At 39.0% G+C, this 18,927-nt stretch carries 18 protein-coding genes; 17 read left to right on the top strand and 1 reads right to left on the bottom strand.

Going from position 1 to position 18,927, the window contains the following annotated elements; translation table 11 throughout:
* Positions 1 to 63 precede the first annotated feature (63 nt).
* The 15 genes from xylF (at position 64) to tgt (ending at position 15,973) form a co-directional block, all read left to right on the top strand.
* Positions 64 to 1,062 (top strand): D-xylose ABC transporter substrate-binding protein, encoded by a 999-nt coding sequence (gene xylF / locus ACFFHK_RS07865; protein ID WP_382371237.1) that lies wholly within the window; start codon positions 64 to 66, stop codon positions 1,060 to 1,062.
* Between the two features lie 48 nt (positions 1,063 to 1,110).
* A complete protein-coding gene (locus ACFFHK_RS07860) occupies positions 1,111 to 2,622 on the top strand; it encodes a xylose ABC transporter ATP-binding protein (RefSeq protein WP_382371235.1) in 1,512 nt (503 codons plus the stop codon).
* Between the two features lie 3 nt (positions 2,623 to 2,625).
* Positions 2,626 to 3,750 carry a sugar ABC transporter permease gene (locus tag ACFFHK_RS07855; RefSeq protein ID WP_382371233.1) on the top strand — a complete coding sequence of 375 codons (1,125 nt, stop codon included), beginning with the start codon at positions 2,626 to 2,628 and terminating at the stop codon, positions 3,748 to 3,750.
* A gap of 9 nt (positions 3,751 to 3,759) precedes the next feature.
* Positions 3,760 to 4,929 carry a MalY/PatB family protein gene (locus ACFFHK_RS07850; RefSeq protein WP_382371231.1) on the top strand — a complete coding sequence of 390 codons (1,170 nt, stop codon included), beginning with the start codon at positions 3,760 to 3,762 and terminating at the stop codon, positions 4,927 to 4,929.
* Between the two features lie 3 nt (positions 4,930 to 4,932).
* Positions 4,933 to 6,372, top strand: a complete 1,440-nt coding sequence (gene nhaC, locus ACFFHK_RS07845; protein ID WP_382371229.1) for a Na+/H+ antiporter NhaC — start codon at positions 4,933 to 4,935, stop codon at positions 6,370 to 6,372.
* A 116-nt stretch (positions 6,373 to 6,488) separates the two neighbouring features.
* Positions 6,489 to 6,716 (top strand): hypothetical protein, encoded by a 228-nt coding sequence (locus tag ACFFHK_RS07840; protein ID WP_382371227.1) that lies wholly within the window; start codon positions 6,489 to 6,491, stop codon positions 6,714 to 6,716.
* 405 nt (positions 6,717 to 7,121) lie between these two features.
* Positions 7,122 to 8,585: an ammonia-forming nitrite reductase cytochrome c552 subunit gene (gene nrfA, locus ACFFHK_RS07835; protein WP_382371688.1), complete on the top strand. Its 1,464-nt coding sequence runs from the start codon at positions 7,122 to 7,124 to the stop codon at positions 8,583 to 8,585.
* 80 nt (positions 8,586 to 8,665) lie between these two features.
* Entirely contained in the window at positions 8,666 to 9,262 is a 597-nt protein-coding gene (nrfB, locus tag ACFFHK_RS07830) for a cytochrome c nitrite reductase pentaheme subunit (protein WP_382371225.1), read from the top strand.
* Positions 9,259 to 9,933 carry a cytochrome c nitrite reductase Fe-S protein gene (nrfC, locus tag ACFFHK_RS07825; protein ID WP_382371223.1) on the top strand — a complete coding sequence of 225 codons (675 nt, stop codon included), beginning with the start codon at positions 9,259 to 9,261 and terminating at the stop codon, positions 9,931 to 9,933. The genes nrfB and nrfC overlap by 4 nt, the downstream gene beginning before the upstream one ends.
* A complete protein-coding gene (gene nrfD / locus ACFFHK_RS07820) occupies positions 9,930 to 10,886 on the top strand; it encodes a cytochrome c nitrite reductase subunit NrfD (protein WP_382371221.1) in 957 nt (318 codons plus the stop codon). The genes nrfC and nrfD overlap by 4 nt, the downstream gene beginning before the upstream one ends.
* A 92-nt stretch (positions 10,887 to 10,978) precedes the next feature.
* Complete coding sequence (locus tag ACFFHK_RS07815) at positions 10,979 to 12,886, top strand: heme lyase CcmF/NrfE family subunit (protein ID WP_382371219.1); 1,908 nt, start codon at positions 10,979 to 10,981, stop codon at positions 12,884 to 12,886.
* Positions 12,883 to 13,425: a DsbE family thiol:disulfide interchange protein gene (locus ACFFHK_RS07810; protein WP_382371217.1), complete on the top strand. Its 543-nt coding sequence runs from the start codon at positions 12,883 to 12,885 to the stop codon at positions 13,423 to 13,425. Before ACFFHK_RS07815 ends, ACFFHK_RS07810 begins: the two co-directional genes overlap by 4 nt.
* On the top strand, positions 13,425 to 13,880 hold the full coding sequence (gene nrfF, locus ACFFHK_RS07805; RefSeq protein WP_382371686.1) for a heme lyase NrfEFG subunit NrfF: 456 nt from the start codon (positions 13,425 to 13,427) through the stop codon (positions 13,878 to 13,880). The genes ACFFHK_RS07810 and nrfF overlap by 1 nt, the downstream gene beginning before the upstream one ends.
* Positions 13,873 to 14,679 (top strand): TPR domain-containing protein, encoded by an 807-nt coding sequence (locus ACFFHK_RS07800; RefSeq protein WP_382371215.1) that lies wholly within the window; start codon positions 13,873 to 13,875, stop codon positions 14,677 to 14,679. Before nrfF ends, ACFFHK_RS07800 begins: the two co-directional genes overlap by 8 nt.
* Positions 14,680 to 14,821: 142 nt before the next feature.
* Positions 14,822 to 15,973 carry a tRNA guanosine(34) transglycosylase Tgt gene (tgt, locus tag ACFFHK_RS07795; RefSeq protein WP_382371213.1) on the top strand — a complete coding sequence of 384 codons (1,152 nt, stop codon included), beginning with the start codon at positions 14,822 to 14,824 and terminating at the stop codon, positions 15,971 to 15,973.
* A gap of 302 nt (positions 15,974 to 16,275) precedes the next feature.
* Here the strand turns inward: tgt and metK are convergent, their stop codons facing one another.
* Complete coding sequence (gene metK, locus ACFFHK_RS07790; protein WP_382371212.1) at positions 16,276 to 17,424, bottom strand: methionine adenosyltransferase; 1,149 nt, start codon at positions 17,422 to 17,424, stop codon at positions 16,276 to 16,278.
* A 459-nt stretch (positions 17,425 to 17,883) separates the two neighbouring features.
* On the opposite strand from metK, the gene ACFFHK_RS07785 reads away from it, so the two are divergent.
* Both ACFFHK_RS07785 and ACFFHK_RS07780 read left to right on the top strand, forming a co-directional pair.
* A complete protein-coding gene (locus ACFFHK_RS07785; RefSeq protein ID WP_382371210.1) occupies positions 17,884 to 18,249 on the top strand; it encodes a hypothetical protein in 366 nt (121 codons plus the stop codon).
* Positions 18,250 to 18,373: 124 nt separating this feature from the next.
* On the top strand, positions 18,374 to 18,655 hold the full coding sequence (locus ACFFHK_RS07780) for a phage virion morphogenesis protein (RefSeq protein ID WP_382371208.1): 282 nt from the start codon (positions 18,374 to 18,376) through the stop codon (positions 18,653 to 18,655).
* Positions 18,656 to 18,927: the final 272 nt, after the last annotated feature.

Here is an 18,927-nt window from a genome sequence, read left to right as displayed (position 1 = left end):
GAAATTATGAATAGTAATAGCCGCCGTATTACTTATCCCTTTAATTAACATGAGGTGACTCAAATGAAATTTAAAAAAACTTTATTATCTATTGCACTTATTTTAGGTTGTATAAGCAGCGTATCTCAGGCAAAACAATTAACTATTGGTATGTCAATCGATGATTTACGTTTAGAGCGTTGGCAAAAAGATAGTTCAATATTTACTAAAAAAGCTGAAGAGTTAGGTGCAAAAGTATTTGTACAATCTGCAAATGGTGATGACAGCGTTCAAATCTCACAAATTGAAAATATGATTAATAGAAATGTCGATGTATTAGTCATTATTCCACACAATGGTGATGTATTAAGTAATGTTATTGAGGATGCATCACGTTCAGGTATTAAAATATTAGCTTATGATCGCTTAATTAATAATGCAAATATTGATTTCTATGTTTCATTTGATAATGAAAAAGTTGGGGAATTACAAGCAGAAAGTTTAGTTAAATTAAAACCTAAAGGTAATTACTTCTTAATGGGCGGCTCACCTACTGATAATAATGCAAAATTATTCCGCAAAGGACAAATGAAAGTTATTCAACCATTAGTTGATAAAGGCGATATTAAAATTGTTGGCGACCAATGGGTAGATTCTTGGTTACCAGAAAAAGCATTACAAATTATGGAAAATGCGTTAACTGCTAACAATAACAAAATTGATGCTGTGGTAGCTTCTAACGATGCTACTGCAGGTGGTGCGGTACAAGCTCTACAAGCCCAAGGATTGGCAGGTAAAGTTGTTATTTCTGGTCAAGATGCTGACTTAGCAGGTGTAAAACGTATTGTTGCTGGAACACTAACAATGACGGTTTATAAACCAATTGCGAAGTTAGCTGATAAAGCAGCAGAAATTGCTGTGAAACTTGGTAAAGGTGAAAAAGTTGAAAGTAATGCAGTATTAAATAACGCACTTAAAGATGTTCCATCTTATTTATTAACACCAATTGTTGTCACTAAAGATAATATTGATGAAACCGTTATTAAAGATGGTTTCCATACTAAAGATAGTGTTTATAAATAATATTTTTGAGGGAGATATTCTCCCTCACTTTATTTTAAGGTGGTTTCTATGGATGTATTACTAGAAATGAAAGGGATAGTAAAAAAATTTGGTGATGTAAAAGCACTAGATAATATTTCTATCTCTATTTCCCCAGGAGAAGTATTATCTCTTTGTGGAGAAAATGGATCTGGAAAATCAACTTTAATGAAAGTACTTTGTGGTATTTATCCTTATGGTGATTATGAGGGTGATATTTATTTTTCTGGAGAATTACTTAAATCAAAAAATATAAAAGATACAGAAACTCGTGGCATTGCAATAATTCACCAAGAATTAGCATTAGTTAAAAATATGACTATTATGGATAATATATTTTTAGGTAATGAATTAACTAAATATGGCATTGCTGATGAAAATGAAATGTATCTTCGCTGTCAGAAAATGTTATCTCAAGTGCAATTAAATGTTGATCCTTATACTGTTGTTGGTGAATTAGGTTTAGGTGAGCAACAATTAGTTGAAATAGCAAAAGCATTAAATAAAAACGTACGTTTATTAATTTTAGATGAGCCAACAGCATCATTAACTGAAAAAGAAACAGATATATTATTAGATCTTATTCGTAATCTAAAAGCACATAATATCGCTTGTATTTATATTTCACACAAATTAAATGAAGTTAAAGCGATTTCCGATCAAATTTGTGTTATTCGTGATGGTAAGCATATCGGGACTCGTTCTGCTGCAGAGATGACCGAAGATGACATTATCACTATGATGGTCGGACGTGAAATTACTTCTCTTTATCCACACGACACGCATGAAATCGGCGAAGAAATTTTATCCGTAGAACATTTAACTGCATGGCATCATGTAAATACACACATTAAACGAATTGATGATGTCAGTTTCCAATTACATAAAGGTGAAATCCTTGGGATTGCAGGTTTAGTTGGTTCAGGCCGAACTGAAATTGTGCAATGTATTTTCGGAGCTTATCCAGGTAAATTTGAAGGTAACTTTAAATTACATGGACAACCTGTACAACATAAAAACTGTGCTGAGGCGATTAAAAACGGTATTTTTATGGTGCCTGAAGACCGAAAACGCCACGGTATTATTCCAATAATGGGCGTAAATAAAAATATTACACTATCTGCTTTACCAAAATATTGCCATGCTAATGTCATCAATGAAGCACTTGAAGAAACCATTATTCAACAATCTATTCAGGAATTAAAAGTAAAAACACCAGCACCTGAATTAGCCATTTCTCGCCTTAGTGGTGGTAACCAACAAAAAGCGATTCTTGCCAAAGCTCTATTACTTAACCCACAAATTTTAATTTTAGATGAACCAACTCGTGGTATTGACGTTGGCGCAAAATACGAAATCTATAAACTAATCAATGAATTAGCGAAAAAAGGCGTTGCTATTATTGTTATTTCTTCCGAACTTCCAGAGGTTCTTGGGATCAGTGATCGTGTGCTTGTCATGCACCAAGGAAAATTAAAAGGCAATCTCATTAATCATCAACTTACCCAAGAAAAAGTCATGGAAACCGCACTCAAGGAGTAGTCTATGAAAAAACTAAAATCCATTAATTTACAAGTTTATATTATGCTGATTGCAATCATTGTAATCATGCTTTTTTTCTCTTTTGCAACTGATGGTGCCTACCTCAGTGCAAGGAATATTTCTAACTTACTACGCCAAACGTCAATTACGGGTATCTTAGCTATCGGTATGTTATTTGTGATTATTGCGGCTGAAATTGATCTTTCTGTCGGTTCATTAATGGGATTACTTGGTGGTTTTGCAGCCATTACCAATGTTTGGTGGGGTTGGCCATTACCCGCAACAATTCTAGCAACATTAGTACTTGGTTTAATTTTTGGGGTTTGGAATGGTTATTGGGTGGCTTATCAACGTGTACCGTCCTTTATTGTTACCTTAGCTGGTTTATTGGCATTCCGAGGTATTCTCGTTGGTATGACTAACGGTTCAACCGTTTCGCCTGTTAGTCCGTCAATGACCCTTATTGGTCAAGGTTATATTCCTGATATTTGGGGACTTGGCATTGGTTGTTTTGCTGTTGTCGCCTTTATTTTATGGACTAGCCGCCAACGTCATGCTCGGCAAAAATTACAATTACCAGTACCAGCCATATCAAAAGATTTTATCACTTATGCAGCGCTCGCCATTTTACTTTTAGGTTCAATTTATCTGCTGAATGATTATCGCGGTATCCCATTCCCTGTATTACTGCTCGCTATTCTTGCTGTCATTGGTTACTTCGTATCGAAGAAAACCGCATTTGGTCGTTATATTTATGCGATTGGCGGCAATATTGATGCAGCTCGCCTTTCAGGGATCAAAGTGGAAAAAATTAAACTCGCGATCTTCTCAATTAATGGTTTGATGGTAGCGATTGCAGGTCTAATTTTAAGTGCAAGATTGGGCGCTGGCTCGCCATCTGCGGGACAAAATGCCGAATTAGATGCGATTGCCGCTTGTGTGATTGGTGGCGCAAGCCTTGCCGGCGGTGTCGGTAGTATTTTTGGGGTAATAATCGGAGCATTGATTATTGCAGCATTAGACAATGGTATGAGTATGCTCGATGTCCCAACCTTTTGGCAATATATTGTAAAAGGCGGCATCTTATTGCTCGCTGTTTGGGTGGACTCTATTAGCAAGAAAAAATAGGAAATACCTATGAAGCAATATCATTTTGATCAGGAAATTTCACGCTATCACACCTATTCAGCGAAATGGGACGAAGCCTTGCTACGCCACCAACGGCGTGTCTTTCCCTTGTCGGTAGCGGATATGGATTTACCGACTGCCCCTGCGATTATTGACACGATTCAACAAGCCAATAACGGCATTTACGGCTACACCATTTTGGGTGAGCATTATCAGCAAACGGTGGCAAATTGGCTGGCTCGCCATTACGATTTTCAGGCAGAGCCGACAGAAATTGTCCACTGCCCACGAGTGATACAAGCGATTTCGCTCTATTTGCAACATTTCACCGCAACAGACGATGCGGTGGGCATATTTATGCCCTCTTATTCGCCCGTGGTGAATTGCGTAACCTTAAATCAGCGAACGCTGATCCCTTGTGCATTACGCTATAACGGTCAAGGTTATGAGATTGACGAAGCCGAGCTGACCGCCTGTTTTCAGCGTATTCGGGTATTTATTTTGATTTCACCACACAACCCGACAGGTATTGTCTGGAACGCCGAACAGCTAGGCTTAATCGCACGGCTGGCGGAACAATATGGCGTATTTGTGATTGCCGATGAAGTCCACGCCGATTTTGTGTTTGGTAAAAAACATACCGTGCTTGCCAGCGTCAGCGATTATCTCGCCCAACATTCGATGATCTGCACTTCACCTGCCAAGAGCTTTAACCTGCCAGGGTTGGAGATCAGCAATATCATTATCAAAAATGCCAAAGTGCGGTCGGATTTTGAAAAAATATTACAACGCACAGGCTTTCATAACCCCAATTATTTCAGCGTGCCAGCCCTATATTGTGCCTACACACAATGCGATGAATGGCTCCTTCAACTCAAAGACTATATTGCAGAAAATAAGCGAATTGTAACCGCTTGTTTTGCTGAAAAATTGCCACAGCTGGTCGTTTGCCCAACAGACGGCACTTATCTGCTGTGGATAAATTACACCGACTTGTCGCTCACCCCTGAACAATTTAAACAACGCATACTCACGCACGCCAACATTGAACTGGCGTGGGGCGAGGATTTTGGGGAAGAGGGCAAAGGGTTTTTCCGTTTAAACACCGCTCTTCCGCAAGCAAGGTTGCGTGCGTGTTTAGACCGTATTTGTTTCGCTTTAACCACCGAAAAGGAGTAAATTATGGCGACGACCACCCCACGTTTACCAACGCTTTTTGAAGCGTTGATACCAATTTTATCAATGCTGATATTATTAGGTTTAGGCTATGCGTTTTTTGATTTACCGCCTGAACCGTTAATGGTGATTTCCACCGTGATTGCAGGCTTAGTTACTATTCGTCTAGGCTATCGCTATGACGATATTCTCAAAGCAATCGCCGATAAAATCGCCAAAACAATGCCTGCTTTGCTGATTTTAATCAGCGTAGGGTTGCTGATTGGCACTTGGATCAGTGGTGGCACAATCCCAATGCTGATCTATTACGGCTTAAAAGTGATTGATCCGAAATTTCTCTATGTAACCGCCTTAGTCCTCACCTCAGTGGTGTCGATTTGTACCGGCACATCGTGGGGATCGGCAGGCACAGTCGGCGTGGCATTTATGGGCGTGGCGATTGGCTTAGACGCAAACCTTGCTGCCACCGCAGGGGCTGTGGTTGCTGGCGCGTATTTTGGCGATAAACTTTCGCCTTTATCAGACACCACCAACATTGCCGCCGCGGCGACTAAAGTCAATTTATACGAGCATATATTCCATTTGCTTTACACCACTTTGCCATCGTTCCTGCTGGCAGCCGCGGTTTATATTATCTACGGCTTAAACATTGAAGTAACCGAAGTGGCCACCCCTGAAAAAGTCGCCAATATGCTGACTGGGCTTGAAAGCATCTACCAGTTCAACCTGCTTTTACTCGTGCCAGTGGTGATTATTTTATGGGGATCTATCACGAAAAAACCGACCATTCCTGTGATGCTAGTTTCCGCCTTGATCGCAATGTTCAATGCGGTATTTATTCAACATTTCCAATTTGCTGATGTGATGAACAGTGCCTTGAATGGCTTTAATGTGTCGATGATCCATAATGACGCAATCCAAGTGAGTGCCGATTTAAGCCGATTACTCAACCGTGGCGGAATGAACTCAATGATGGGGACATTGTTGATCTGTTTCTGTGCCTTATCGTTTGCAGGGGCGTTGTCGGTCGGCGGATCCCTTAACGTGATTTTAGAAAAATTGCTGACAATGGTGAAATCAACCGCCTCATTAATTGTTACCACCATCGCCTGCGGTTTAACAATGATTGGCGTAACTTGTAACGGACAAATTTCGATCCTAATCCCAGGTGAAATGCTTCGCAAAGCCTATATTGAGCGTGGTTTACACCCGAAAAATTTAGGGCGTACAGTCGAAGACTCTGCCACCATTATTGAACCAATCCTGCCGTGGACAGCCGCAGGGGCATATATGGCAGGTACACTCGGCGTGGCAACACTCTCCTACCTCCCGTGGGCAATCCTCTGCTGGAGCGGTATATTCTTCGCCACTCTTTGGGGACTCACAGGCTTTGGCATCGCCAAATTATCTGAACAAGAGAAAAACGAATTATTGAATACGCTATAGTAACCAATCAGGCTGCAACAAAAAAGTGCGGTAATTTTTACCGCACTTTTTCTATCATAGATTTAAAATGATAGTCGCATAAAGTTTGATTGCGTTACTTATTAAATAAGATTTAAGTGTTGGGTATTCATAAATCTTCTTATAATGGTCAATTTAACTATGGAAGGAACTTTTATGCAAAAGATGCTGATGTATTAAATATTCAACTCCCCATTACCCAAACAGGCAACATTGATTATAAATTAATGCAAACGCTCATCTCCGCCATTCAAAAACTGGTGATAAAAGAGGTGGTGATATACGCAGATAAAAAAATAGCAGCCACAAAAGCCCTTATTATCTAAACATCTCTAACCGCTCAAAAGAGCGGTTATTTATTTTATTCTCATATACATATCTCACTATTTTATAAAAATCTAATCCTATTTTTTATTAAAATACCCACAAATAGGTATAAAAATAAAATTCCTATTCTATTGATATTATTACCTTTTATAACCATTAATAGGTATAAAAAATAATTAACCTCTTACTTTCCATTTTTTCTACCAAAACTTTTTGATTAAACTCAAAAAATCACCATAAAACCTTAGAATAATTACACATATTTCGTTAAAGTATGCACTGCTTATAATTGTATCTTCCTTGTATTTTCAAGGTATTAGATACATCTAAATTTATCTATATTTTGTTATTACTAAATAACTATTTATGTTGGGGTAATTATCGTGAAAACATTCAAACAAGCGATGCTTCTTTTATTAGCTGGTACGGCTTCTATGGGAATGGTATCAGCACAGGCTGCTGAACAACCTGCAAATAATCCAGCCACACAAACTGCAGATAAATATAAAGATATGAAGTTTGATATTGATAAAGTGGCTGTACGCAATGACCTTTATGCAGAAAAATATCCATTACAATATCAATCTTGGTTAAGTACCAAACAATCAGAAAAAATTGGTGATGCCCTTGAAGAAGATCCTCGTTTAGTGGTGCTTTGGGGCGGTTATTTATTCTCATCAGAATATAACCACCCGCGTGGACACTTTTATGCGGTAACAGATGTGCGTAATATTTTGCGTACAGGTGGTCCGAAAGATGAAAATAGTGGTCCACAACCTGCCGCTTGTTGGACCTGTAAAAGCCCTGATGTGGCTCGTTTAATCACGGAAAAAGGTGAAGACGGCTACTTTGGCGTGAAATGGGCGAAATGGGGTTCTGAAATTGTCAATCCAATCGGCTGTGCGGACTGTCATGACACAAATTCAGCTGCCTTTGCTAAAGGTGAGCCTGCATTGCGTATTGCTCGCCCTCACGCATTGCGTGCGTTAGACAAAGTAAATTGGAATTTTGAACGTTCAGACAAAACAGATAAACGCGCAGCGATTTGTGCAAACTGCCACGTTGAATACTATTTTGCTGGTGATAAGAAAACCGTTACATTCCCTTGGGATAACGGCTTAAGTGTTGATCAAATGCAAAAATACTATGATGATTTAGATTTTAAAGATTGGACGCACTCTTTATCAAAAGCACCAATGTTGAAAGCACAGCACCCAGACTTTGAAATTTGGACAATGGGTATGCACGGTAAAAATGGCGTAACTTGTGTTGATTGTCATATGCCGAAAGTACAAGCCGCTGATGGTCAAGTTTATACTGACCACAATATCGGCAATCCGTTTGATAATTTCCAAAATACCTGTGCAAACTGCCACGATCAAAGCAAAGAGAAGTTAGAAGGTATTGTTAATTCTCGTAAAGAGCGTGTGAACACAATGCTTATCACTTTAGAAGATCAATTAGTGCACGCTCACTTTGAAGCAAAAGCGGCTTGGGACGCAGGCGCAACGGCTGATGAGATGAAAGATGCCTTGCAAGATATTCGTCATGCTCAATGGCGTTGGGACTATGCAGCAGCAAGCCATGGGGCATTTATTCACGCACCTGAAGTGGCATTAAGCGTGTTAGGTTCTGGTGTGGATAAAGCGGCAGATGCCCGCCGTAAATTAGCGGTGGTCTTAACACGTCATAATGTGGCACAACCTGTTGCAATTCCTGATATTTCTACCAAAGCCAAAGCACAAGCGGCAGTCGGTATTGATATCGAAAAACAAAAACGTGAAAAAGAAGAGTTTTTAAGAACAGTCGTTCCTCAATGGGATAAAGAAGCAAAAGAGAAAGGCTTATTGCCAGCTGATGCAAAATAATCCTAAAAAATAACCGCACTTTGAGCCTGATAAAAGCAAAAAGTGCGGTCAAATAAGAAAACTTTTTTGAGGTAATAATAATGAGCTTCTACTCGACTTTTAAGAATGGGATCAGAACAGCGTTACTCGTTGCTGTTGCAATGTTAAGCTGGACGCAAGCCAGTGCTGAACAAGCTAAAGCGGATGGACAAAACCAGCTGACTTATCAGCCACAATTAGAAAATCAGCGTGATCCAAACCAATATTGTGCGAAATGCCACAAATTTAATGAGCAACAGTTTCACGGTGTGCATTTAAATAAAGTGAACCCAAATAACGGCAAGCCGATTAATTGCGTAAGTTGTCACGGTAATATTTCAGAAGATCACCGTCGTGGGGTGAAAGATGTAATGCGTTTCCACGGGGATATTTTCAGTGATAAAGCCCCAATGTATAGCGTGCAAGAACAAAATCAGGTCTGCTTTGCTTGCCACCAGCCAGCAAAACTGCGTGAGAAGTTCTGGGTTCACGATGTACACGCCATGAAATTACCTTGTGCAAGTTGTCATACACTACACCCAACCAATGACGCAATGAAAGATGTTCAGCCGAAAGAGCGGGTGAAATTGTGTGTAGATTGTCACGGTAAACAACAGGCAATCCAGCAAGAGAAAAACATTAAGAAGGATACACAATGAATTGTTCACGCCGCAACTTTGTTTCAGGAATCGGAGCATTAATGTTAGTTGCTGGAGGCAGCAATAAAACATTAGCCACCGTACTTTCTGAAGAAAAAAACAAACGCTACGGAATGTTGCACGATGAGCGTAGTTGTATTGGCTGTACAGCTTGTATGGACGCTTGTCGTGAAGTGAATAACGTGCCAGAAGGGGTGTCTCGTCTTGAAATTATCCGTAGTGAGCCTTATGGTGAATTTCCTAATGTAGAGTATGAGTTTTTCCGTCATTCATGCCAACACTGTAGTAACGCACCTTGTGTACACGTCTGCCCGACTGGCGCATCTTTTATTGATGCGAAAACAGGCATTGTTGATGTGAATAAAGATCTCTGTGTCGGCTGCCAATATTGCATTGCGGTTTGCCCTTATCGTGTTCGCTTTATTCACCCAGAAACAAAAGCCGCCGATAAATGCAATTTCTGCCGAGATACCAATCTTGCACAAGGCAAATTACCAGCCTGTGTTGAGGCTTGCCCAACCAAAGCCTTAACCTTCGGCGATTTAAATGACCCAAATAGCGAGATTTCGCAGAAAGTGCGTAAAGATCAGGTTTACCGTACTAAAGTAGAACTCGGCACAGAACCAAATCTTTACCATATTCCAGCTAAACAAGGGGAGATCAGACGATGAGTAGCCCGTTTCATTTTCCATCGTTAGTATGGGACGAAATTATTGCGATTTATCTCTTTTTATTAGGGATCTCAGCAGGGGCAACAATGCTAGCCGTCTTATTAAGACGCAGTGGCATTGTCTCCTCACCAAGTGAGAACAACATTATCCGCTGTGCGGCTATCTTGTCGCCTGTGACTATCTTACTTGGCTTAACGATTTTAATTTTCCACCTAACCAAGCCTTGGACGTTCTGGTATTTAATGTTTAACTACCACAGCACCTCGATTATGTCGATGGGGGTCATGTTATTCCAAGTCTATATGGCGTTTTTATTCTTATGGTTAGCGATTATTTTTAAATCGTTAGTGGCAACAATGATCGCGCGTTTTGTCCCAAAATTAGCTTTTGTTAATCGCCTCATTGCAACCGCAGAACGCTTTATTTCGCCAATAGAAATCATCCTGATTTTACTGTCTGTCTTACTCGGGGCATACACAGGCTTCCTCCTTTCCGCTTTAATCAGCTACCCGATGTTGAATAACCCTGTCTTGCCAATTTTATTCTTAGCATCAGGAACATCATCAGGTGTTGCGGCATTGGTTGTCTGTGCATTACTCTTCACCAAAGAGAGTACCCACTCACCAGCATTGCATTTTATCCATAAATTTGAATTGCCGGTAGTGTTAATCGAAGCGTTTTTACTCTTCGCTTTCTGCGTCGGACTTTACCTAGGTGGCGGACAAAAAACCGTGGCGATTGTCAATGCCATCGGCGGCGGATTTTGGTCTAATGTATTTTGGTTTGGCGTTGTTGGCATCGGTTTAGTTCTACCAACCTTATTAAATGCCGTTGCTAACGAAAACCTTAAACATAAAAAATCCTTTATGATGACAGTCGCTGCATTAGGCTTAATCGGCGTATTATGCTTACGTTTCTGGGCATTATACGCAGGACAAATGACACTTGCTTAACTAAGTGTGCATAACAAAGTGGTAAAAAGTGATATGTTGTTCTCTCGACATATCACTTTCATTTTTCTTGATCATCGTGATATAAATAATTTATGGTCGTTGAGTTAGGATTTATCAGTTTATTATTAGTTGTTGTTTTCGCTGGGTGTTTAGCCTTATTACCGACCTATGGTGTATGGCGTAACAAGCCATTCTTTATGCAACTTGCCCAACCACTCAGTTTACTTTATACCCTATTCACAACGATAACATTAGCACTATTAGCTTATGCGCTCGCCACCAATGATTTTTCTATCGAATATGTCGCCCAACATTCCAATTCAAAATTACCTTTATTTTATCAATTAGCCGCAACTTGGGGTGGACATGAAGGTTCAATGCTATTTTGGCTCTTTGCTCTCTCACTATGGACTGGACTGTTTGCTTGGTTTAACCGCCATACCGATCTCCGTTTAATGACGATTACCTTGATTATTATGGGATTAATCGGTTTCTGCTTTGCACTTTTTATTCTATTTCTTTCTAATCCCTTTCAACGCTTGATTCCTGCTGCTATTGAAGGACGTGATTTAAATCCTATGCTACAAGATATTGGCTTAATTGTGCATCCACCACTTCTTTATCTTGGTTATGTAGGGTTTGCGATTAATTTTGCGCTCATCTGTGCGGCTTTGCTATTACAACAATTCAATGCCGCCTTAGCTCGTTTATGCCGCCCTTGGGTATTAGCCTCGTGGGCATTTTTAACGATTGGCATTGTTTTAGGTTCTTGGTGGGCATACTACGAATTAGGTTGGGGTGGCTGGTGGTTTTGGGATCCCGTTGAAAATGCTTCTTTAATGCCTTGGTTATTGGCTACTGCTCTCTTACATGGGCTAATTGTGTATGAAAAACGAGGCATTTTCATTTATTGGGTCATGTTATTATCCATCTTTACTTTTGCCTTGAGTTTATTAGGGACATTTATTGTCCGTTCTGGTGCTATTGCTTCTGTACATGCTTTTACTATCGACCCACAGCGAGGGCAGGCATTACTAGCGATATTTTTTCTCTTTACGATTGGAGGATTAATCCTGTTTGCTTTACGCGCAAGTAATCCGCCATCAATCGTTCGTTTTCAATGGTTAGCAAAAGAATCTGCTCTACTGATCACTAATATCCTTTTTTCCCTTGCCACATTGATTGTTTTTGTTGGCACATTTTACCCAATGATTTTTACGATGATGGGCTGGGGTAGTATTTCGGTCGGTACACCTTATTTTAATCGCTTATTCCTACCACTATTAGTTGTCTTACTTATCTTGATGCTATTTGCCCCTCAATGGTCTTGGCAACAAACATCATTTACTCGTTTACGTCGTGCAAGCTATTGGCTATTACCTGCACTGCTATTAACACTATTACAAATATGGCAACAACAAGGGCTACAATTTTCTGATATTTCAGTTGTTGCTATTTGCCTATTAATTTTCGCTTGGTGGCTATTACTCAATACGCTATTTGCTCGTTGGATTAAAGATATAAAACAATGGGGTATGCGGCTAGCACATATTGGTTTAGCAATGAGCGTTATTGGTGGCACAATTAGCAATTTCTATGCCGAAGAGATCAGTGTCAAAATGAAAGCAGGCGATACTCAAACTTTACATCAGTATCAATTTACCTATCTTGGCTATCGTAATGAAATCGGGCCTAATTACACAGCAGAACGCACCTTTTTCACGGTACAACGAAATAATAAACATATTGCCCAAATTAGTGCCGAACGCCGTTTTTACGATGTACGCACCATGAATATGAGTGAAGTAGGTATTGCGTGGGGCTGGTTTGAAGATTTGTATATTGTGATGGGGAATAAATTATCGAGCGATGAATTCACTTTCCGTTTACATTATAAACCTTATATTCGTTGGCTCTGGCTAGGTGGCTTACTCATTATGCTCGGTGGTTTCCTTGCGATGTGGAGTGCTAGAAAACCCAAAACAAAGGATAAACAATGAAACGTTGGCTATTATTCACTCCTGTGATCATTATTTTGCTTTTTGCCGTGATCCTCTTTTTTGGCTTAAACCAAGATCCGCTGCAAAAAATGAAAGATCATCTTAATAAACCTCTGCCAGCATTAGTGTTATCTGATTTACAAGACAATACTCGCACTTGGCAAAATAGTGATCTTCCACAAGGTCAGGTCTATTTAATTAATATTTGGGGCAGCTGGTGTCAATATTGCAAACAGGAATTTCCTTTGTTACATCACATCAGTCAGCAATACCAACTACCAATTATTGGCATTGACTATTTGGATAAACGAGAGAATGCGCTTAATACATTGGCTGAGTTAGGTAATCCATTCCAATTAAATGCTTATGATAGTAAAGGTGTATTTGCCGCAGAACTTGGTATTAATGGTGCCCCTTATACCTTTATTATTGATAAAAAAGGCATTATTCGTTATTTTTTTGAAGGTGGCGCAATTAACCAAACCATTTGGCAACAGCAAATGTTACCTTTAATCCAACAATTACAGGCGGAACCTTAATGCTACGCTTTTTCTTTATTTTGCTAACGTTATGCAGTATCGCCAATGCTGAAATTGTCGATACCTTTCAGTTTCATTCGCCAGAAACACAACAACGCGCGATTGCTTTAGCCAAAACTTTACGTTGTCCGCAATGCCAAAATCAAAATTTAGTCGAATCCAATGCAGCAGTAGCTTATGAATTACGGCTTGAAGTCTATCAAATGGCAAATGAGGGAAAAAGTAATGATGAAATCATCAATATTATGACAGAACGATTTGGCAATTTTGTCCGTTATGATCCTCCATTTGCGCTTAATACCTATCTATTATGGTTATTGCCAATCATCGCTTTGGGCATCGCTATCGTTACGAGTTTATATTATTTAAGAAAACGCAAAGCAAATAAGCCACTAACCACAGTAGAACAACAACAAATCAATGCTTTTTTACAACAGCAGGAGCAGCATGATTAATTCAATTTTCTTTTCTGGACTGATACTTTTTTTAGGGATCATTATTTTGATCCTATATTGGTATCGCCCGAGTAAAACAGTTGACTACGCCAATCAACAACTTAACCAACAGCTACTCAATCAACAACTTACTGAGAATAAAAAACAACAAAATACTACCTTATTAAATGAAACCGCCTATCGCTTTATGCAAGAACAGGCAATTCCATCATCGTTGCCAACGCCACAATATCGGCGCAAAGCATTTACACTCATACTTGGCTGTGTCCTTTTTTTTCTCGCTATCAGTTATTATGCGCTGACCAACCGTTGGCAAACCGTTACTCAACTCAATATGCCAATAAAAACAAAAGTGATTTCACAAAATCAGAATGAAGACATGATTTTATCTATTCAACGAAAAATCCGTGAAAATCCAAATCAGGGTGAAAATTGGTATGAATTAGGGTTAGCTTATGCGCAGAATAATGAATTTGATAACGCTTTAGAATCTTATTCCAGAGCAACAATTTTATTAGGACGCCAACCACAAATTTTAGCTGCCGCAGCAACCGCTCTCTATTATCAACACAATCAAAAATTAACAACACAAGCTCAACAATGGTTGCAAGAAGCATTACAGCAAGATCCAGATGACACCACTGCGCTATTATTACTCGCTAATGATGCGTTTCAACAAGCACATTACCAACAAGCAATTAAACTCTGGCAACAAATTTTAGATAGCCAACGCAAAGTTGATCGCAAATTATTGATTAATATGATGGATATGACAGAAAAGAAAGCAAAATTGCAATAAAACGCTCGTTAAATAGTTGACAAATCTATTTTTGCAATTAAATTTGTCAGCCTCTTAGAACCATTCTCTCTAAACAAGAAACCGCCCATAAAGGGCAAATATACTTAAACTTCGAACTGTTTATTCGTTGATTGGAGCAACTATGCAATATGAATTAAAAAAAACGGACGGTCGTGCTCGCCGAGGACAACTGACATTTGAACGCCCACAAGGAACATTTACCGTACAAACCCCAGCATTTATGCCAGTAGGCACGTATGGCACGGTAAAAGGTATGACACCAGAAGAAGTCCGAGCGACAGGTGCTGAAATCTTATTAGGCAATACATTCCACTTATGGTTACGCCCTGGGCAAGAGATTATGCGTAAGCATGGCGATTTACATGACTTTATGCAATGGCATCGCCCAATCTTAACTGACTCAGGCGGTTTCCAAGTCTTTAGTTTAGGGAAATTACGCAAAATTACCGAAGAGGGCGTGAAGTTCCAAAACCCAATTAATGGTGAACGCATTTTCTTATCGCCAGAAAAATCAATGGAAATCCAATATGATCTTGGTTCAGATATTGTGATGATTTTTGATGAATGTACCCCATATCCAGCAACTTTTGATTATGCGAAAAACTCAATGGAGCTATCATTGCGTTGGGCAAAACGCTGCCGAGATCGTTTTGATCAATTAGGCAATAAAAATGCACTATTTGGCATTATTCAAGGCGGTGTGCACGAAGAATTACGTCAAGTTTCATTAGATGGTCTATTGGAAATTGGTTTTGATGGCTATGCCGTTGGCGGGTTAGCAGTGGGTGAACCGAAAGAAGATATGCACCGTATTCTGGAATATATTTGCCCGAAAATTCCTCAAGATAAACCACGCTATTTAATGGGTGTAGGGAAACCTGAGGATTTAGTGGAAGGGGTAAGACGTGGGATTGATATGTTTGACTGCGTGATGCCAACGCGCAATGCACGCAATGGTCATCTCTTCGTTACTGATGGGGTAGTAAAAATTCGTAATGCGAAATATCGTGATGATACTTCGCCATTAGATCCTGAGTGTGATTGTTATACTTGTAAACATTACACCAAATCTTATCTTTATCATTTAGATAAATGTGGCGAGATTTTAGGGGCAAGATTAAATACCATTCACAACCTACGTTATTATCAACGTTTAATGGAACAAATTCGACAAGCCATTGAGGAGCAACGTTTTGAGGAGTTTGTACAAGAATTTTATGCCAGAATAGGGAAACCTGTTCCACCATTAAATCAATATCATTCATTTGAGTGAAAAAACGCTGTTTAACACTCTGATTTTTATAAGTTTTTCCTTATACCTTGTCCAAACATAGAATAGTTATAGAGGACAACATGATAGATAAAAGTGGTTTAACAACTTATAGTACAACGTTTTAAACCACTTTTTTCAAAGAAACACATGATTGAAAAACGTTAAAGATAAACTACATTTGTAGTACAAAAAGAAAATAATGTTTATACAGAATTTCTTAAAAATAAAAGTTGGTAAAAATTATAAGGAAATAATCATTACCAACTCTTTTTTCTCTATGACTTTTCAAATAAAGTGATGACTTATTTTAAGTAACTACGCAATAATTCCGCTTTATCAGTACGTTCCCAAGGGAATTGTTCTCGCCCAAAGTGCCCATATGCCGCTGTTTGACGATAAATTGGTTGAATCAAATCTAACATTTTAATCAAACCATATGGACGTAAATCAAAATGTTCACGCACTAACTTCACTAATAATTCATTATCAATTTTACCTGTGCCAAACGTTTCAATCATAATGGAAGTTGGCTCTGCCACACCAATCGCATAAGATAATTGAATTTCACAGCGGTCTGCTAACCCAGCGGCAACAATATTTTTCGCCACATAGCGTGCCGCATATGCTGCAGAACGGTCAACTTTAGACGGATCTTTACCAGAGAAAGCCCCTCCTCCATGACGCGCCGCACCGCCATAAGTATCAACAATAATTTTACGCCCCGTTAAACCACAATCTCCCATTGGACCACCGATAACAAAACGCCCAGTTGGATTAATAAAATATTTTGTATTGGCTGATAACCACTTTGTAGGAAGAACAGGTTTAATAATTTCCTCCATAATTCCTTCTCGCAGCGCTTTCTCACTTACGTTGTCTGCGTGCTGACTAGAAAGAACAACGGTATCAATCCCTTGAATTTGACCATTTTCATAAATAAAAGTGATCTGACTTTTCGCATCTGGTCTTAACCAAGGTAAAACTCCTTGACGACGTACTTCAGCTTGCTTCTCCATTAAACGGTGAGCATAAGTAATTGGTGCTGGCATTAATACTTCTGTTTCGTTTGTAGCATAACCAAACATAATTCCCTGATCGCCCGCACCTTGCTCTAATGGATTTTCTCTATCCACCCCTTGATTAATATCCGATGATTGTTTACCGATACCATTCAACACTGCGCAAGAATGACCATCAAATCCCATTTCTGATGAAGTATAACCAATATCACAAATTACTTGGCGTGCAAGATGTTCAATATCCACCCATGCAGATGTTGTGATCTCTCCACCAATCAGCGCCATTCCCGTTTTTACATAGGTTTCACACGCAACTCGTGCTTTAGGGTCTTGTTCTAAAATTGCATCTAAAACAGCATCTGAAATCTGATCAGCAATTTTATCTGGGTGTCCTTCAGACACAGATTCAGAGGTAAATAAATATGTTGACATGAAAATTCCTTATTAAAATTTACTCAATAAATTTCAATTTAATCTAATACAAAATAAGTAGAAAACATTAAAAGGAGGTTACTAAATAGATGTTTTTACTTCTAGACGGCTATAATACCTTGTATTTACCATTTGACAAGCAATTTTTGACTAAAAATAGATACGTTTTAAAACTCACTAGGGATTCTTGGTTGAAATGAAGTAATATCTCTCTCAACCAGATCTAATCTAATTTATCTTATTCCTTAATCCCAAAATAATTTTTTATTACGCCATTTTCATCAATATGGCGAACTCCATATATTTTAAAAACATTTCTCCCAAATTCACCATATGTTAGATTTCTATCATTTTTCAATAGATGAATAAAATACGCCTAAAAATATAATCCATATACTGAATGGGGCAAGTAGCCGTTATATTACTGCAGGTATCGTAAATGAAGCCATTGCCGAAAAAGTGGCTGAATTATCAGGTGGACAAAAATTCTCGCAACGGGTGTTGGTGATGAGTGAGAAAAGGCTCGATCACGCTAGCAGCGATAAACATCATAAGGGAGGGATTGGTTTATCAGTTGATGAATATGCAAGTATTTCACAAATTATTGCAAATCCTAGTGTAGTCATTTGGGATAAACATAATAGAAACCTTATCTATATTGATAAAAAAAGAAATATTAAGGTTATTGTTGATGTACCTAATAAAGATAAATTAAAGCCATACGAAAAATTAGATACTGTTATTAATGCGTATCGAGTAAATTTAGAAGATGTTAGGAATTCAGTGCCGGGCGGTGTTTACGAGTTAGTTGAAGGTAATCTATGATTGTTAGGCTAATGATGGTGGGGGGGGGGTCGAACCCACAATACCTCAGTTTCCTGATGACTTACCATTAGTCGACATCATTTAGCCTTGTAATAAATTTAATTCTATTTAGAGAAAAAGTCAAATGCACTTAGTATTTAAAGCTGACACTAAAGCAATTCAAAATAAATTCCGCAAGCTCAGCCAAGCAGGTAAAACAGAGGGCTTAACTCGTAAAATCGCCAATGTACTGTGGCAAGAGGCAGAAGAGGCGTTTGATGATGAGCGCTCACCAGAGGGTGAAAAATGGACTTCATTAAAAGAACCTTATAAAACGCAACGCTATAAAAAGGGTAAATCCATCTCAAACAACATTACTTTCCGCTCTTCTGTCCTCAGCTTCTCGCCCATCTATCCCCGTCAATGATGATAAAAAATCGGTATAGCTCCATTATCGCTTTAGGACGTTTGAACGTTTCTCCAGCTTTTTCGTGGGTTTTCGCTTGCTTTTTTGGGTTGATTGTATAAGAAGAAGAGGGTGAGACGTGATTAATGCGGTACTAACAAATCGTCCCGCATTGCACGAGTTGCACGAAGCGATTGCCACATCTCAATTTTCCAAAAACAAAAAACCTCCGTATCGCTACGGAGGCTCTCTTTAATTCAAAAACCTGGCAGTGTCCTACTCTCACATGGGAA

Origin of the sequence: Gallibacterium trehalosifermentans, assembly GCF_042433055.1 — a bacterium.
Taxonomy (GTDB): Bacteria; Pseudomonadota; Gammaproteobacteria; order Enterobacterales; family Pasteurellaceae; genus Gallibacterium; species Gallibacterium trehalosifermentans.
The sequence above is the reverse complement of the archived record's forward strand: the minus strand, read 5'-3'. Positions and strand labels throughout refer to the sequence as shown.

Excerpts from the sequence above, each read along its gene's own strand:
- xylF (WP_382371237.1), top strand. The coding sequence starts at position 64 with ATGAAATTTAAAAAAACTTTATTATCTATTGCACTTATTTTAGGTTGT.
- ACFFHK_RS07860 (WP_382371235.1), top strand. The coding sequence starts at position 1,111 with ATGGATGTATTACTAGAAATGAAAGGGATAGTAAAAAAATTTGGTGAT.
- ACFFHK_RS07855 (WP_382371233.1), top strand. The coding sequence starts at position 2,626 with ATGAAAAAACTAAAATCCATTAATTTACAAGTTTATATTATGCTGATT.
- ACFFHK_RS07850 (WP_382371231.1), top strand. The coding sequence starts at position 3,760 with ATGAAGCAATATCATTTTGATCAGGAAATTTCACGCTATCACACCTAT.
- nhaC (WP_382371229.1), top strand. The coding sequence starts at position 4,933 with ATGGCGACGACCACCCCACGTTTACCAACGCTTTTTGAAGCGTTGATA.
- nrfA (WP_382371688.1), top strand. The coding sequence starts at position 7,122 with ATGCTTCTTTTATTAGCTGGTACGGCTTCTATGGGAATGGTATCAGCA.
- nrfB (WP_382371225.1), top strand. The coding sequence starts at position 8,666 with ATGAGCTTCTACTCGACTTTTAAGAATGGGATCAGAACAGCGTTACTC.
- nrfC (WP_382371223.1), top strand. The coding sequence starts at position 9,259 with ATGAATTGTTCACGCCGCAACTTTGTTTCAGGAATCGGAGCATTAATG.
- nrfD (WP_382371221.1), top strand. The coding sequence starts at position 9,930 with ATGAGTAGCCCGTTTCATTTTCCATCGTTAGTATGGGACGAAATTATT.
- ACFFHK_RS07815 (WP_382371219.1), top strand. The coding sequence starts at position 10,979 with ATGGTCGTTGAGTTAGGATTTATCAGTTTATTATTAGTTGTTGTTTTC.
- ACFFHK_RS07810 (WP_382371217.1), top strand. The coding sequence starts at position 12,883 with ATGAAACGTTGGCTATTATTCACTCCTGTGATCATTATTTTGCTTTTT.
- nrfF (WP_382371686.1), top strand. The coding sequence starts at position 13,425 with ATGCTACGCTTTTTCTTTATTTTGCTAACGTTATGCAGTATCGCCAAT.
- ACFFHK_RS07800 (WP_382371215.1), top strand. The coding sequence starts at position 13,873 with ATGATTAATTCAATTTTCTTTTCTGGACTGATACTTTTTTTAGGGATC.
- tgt (WP_382371213.1), top strand. The coding sequence starts at position 14,822 with ATGCAATATGAATTAAAAAAAACGGACGGTCGTGCTCGCCGAGGACAA.
- metK (WP_382371212.1), bottom strand. The coding sequence starts at position 17,424 with ATGTCAACATATTTATTTACCTCTGAATCTGTGTCTGAAGGACACCCA.
- ACFFHK_RS07780 (WP_382371208.1), top strand. The coding sequence starts at position 18,374 with ATGCACTTAGTATTTAAAGCTGACACTAAAGCAATTCAAAATAAATTC.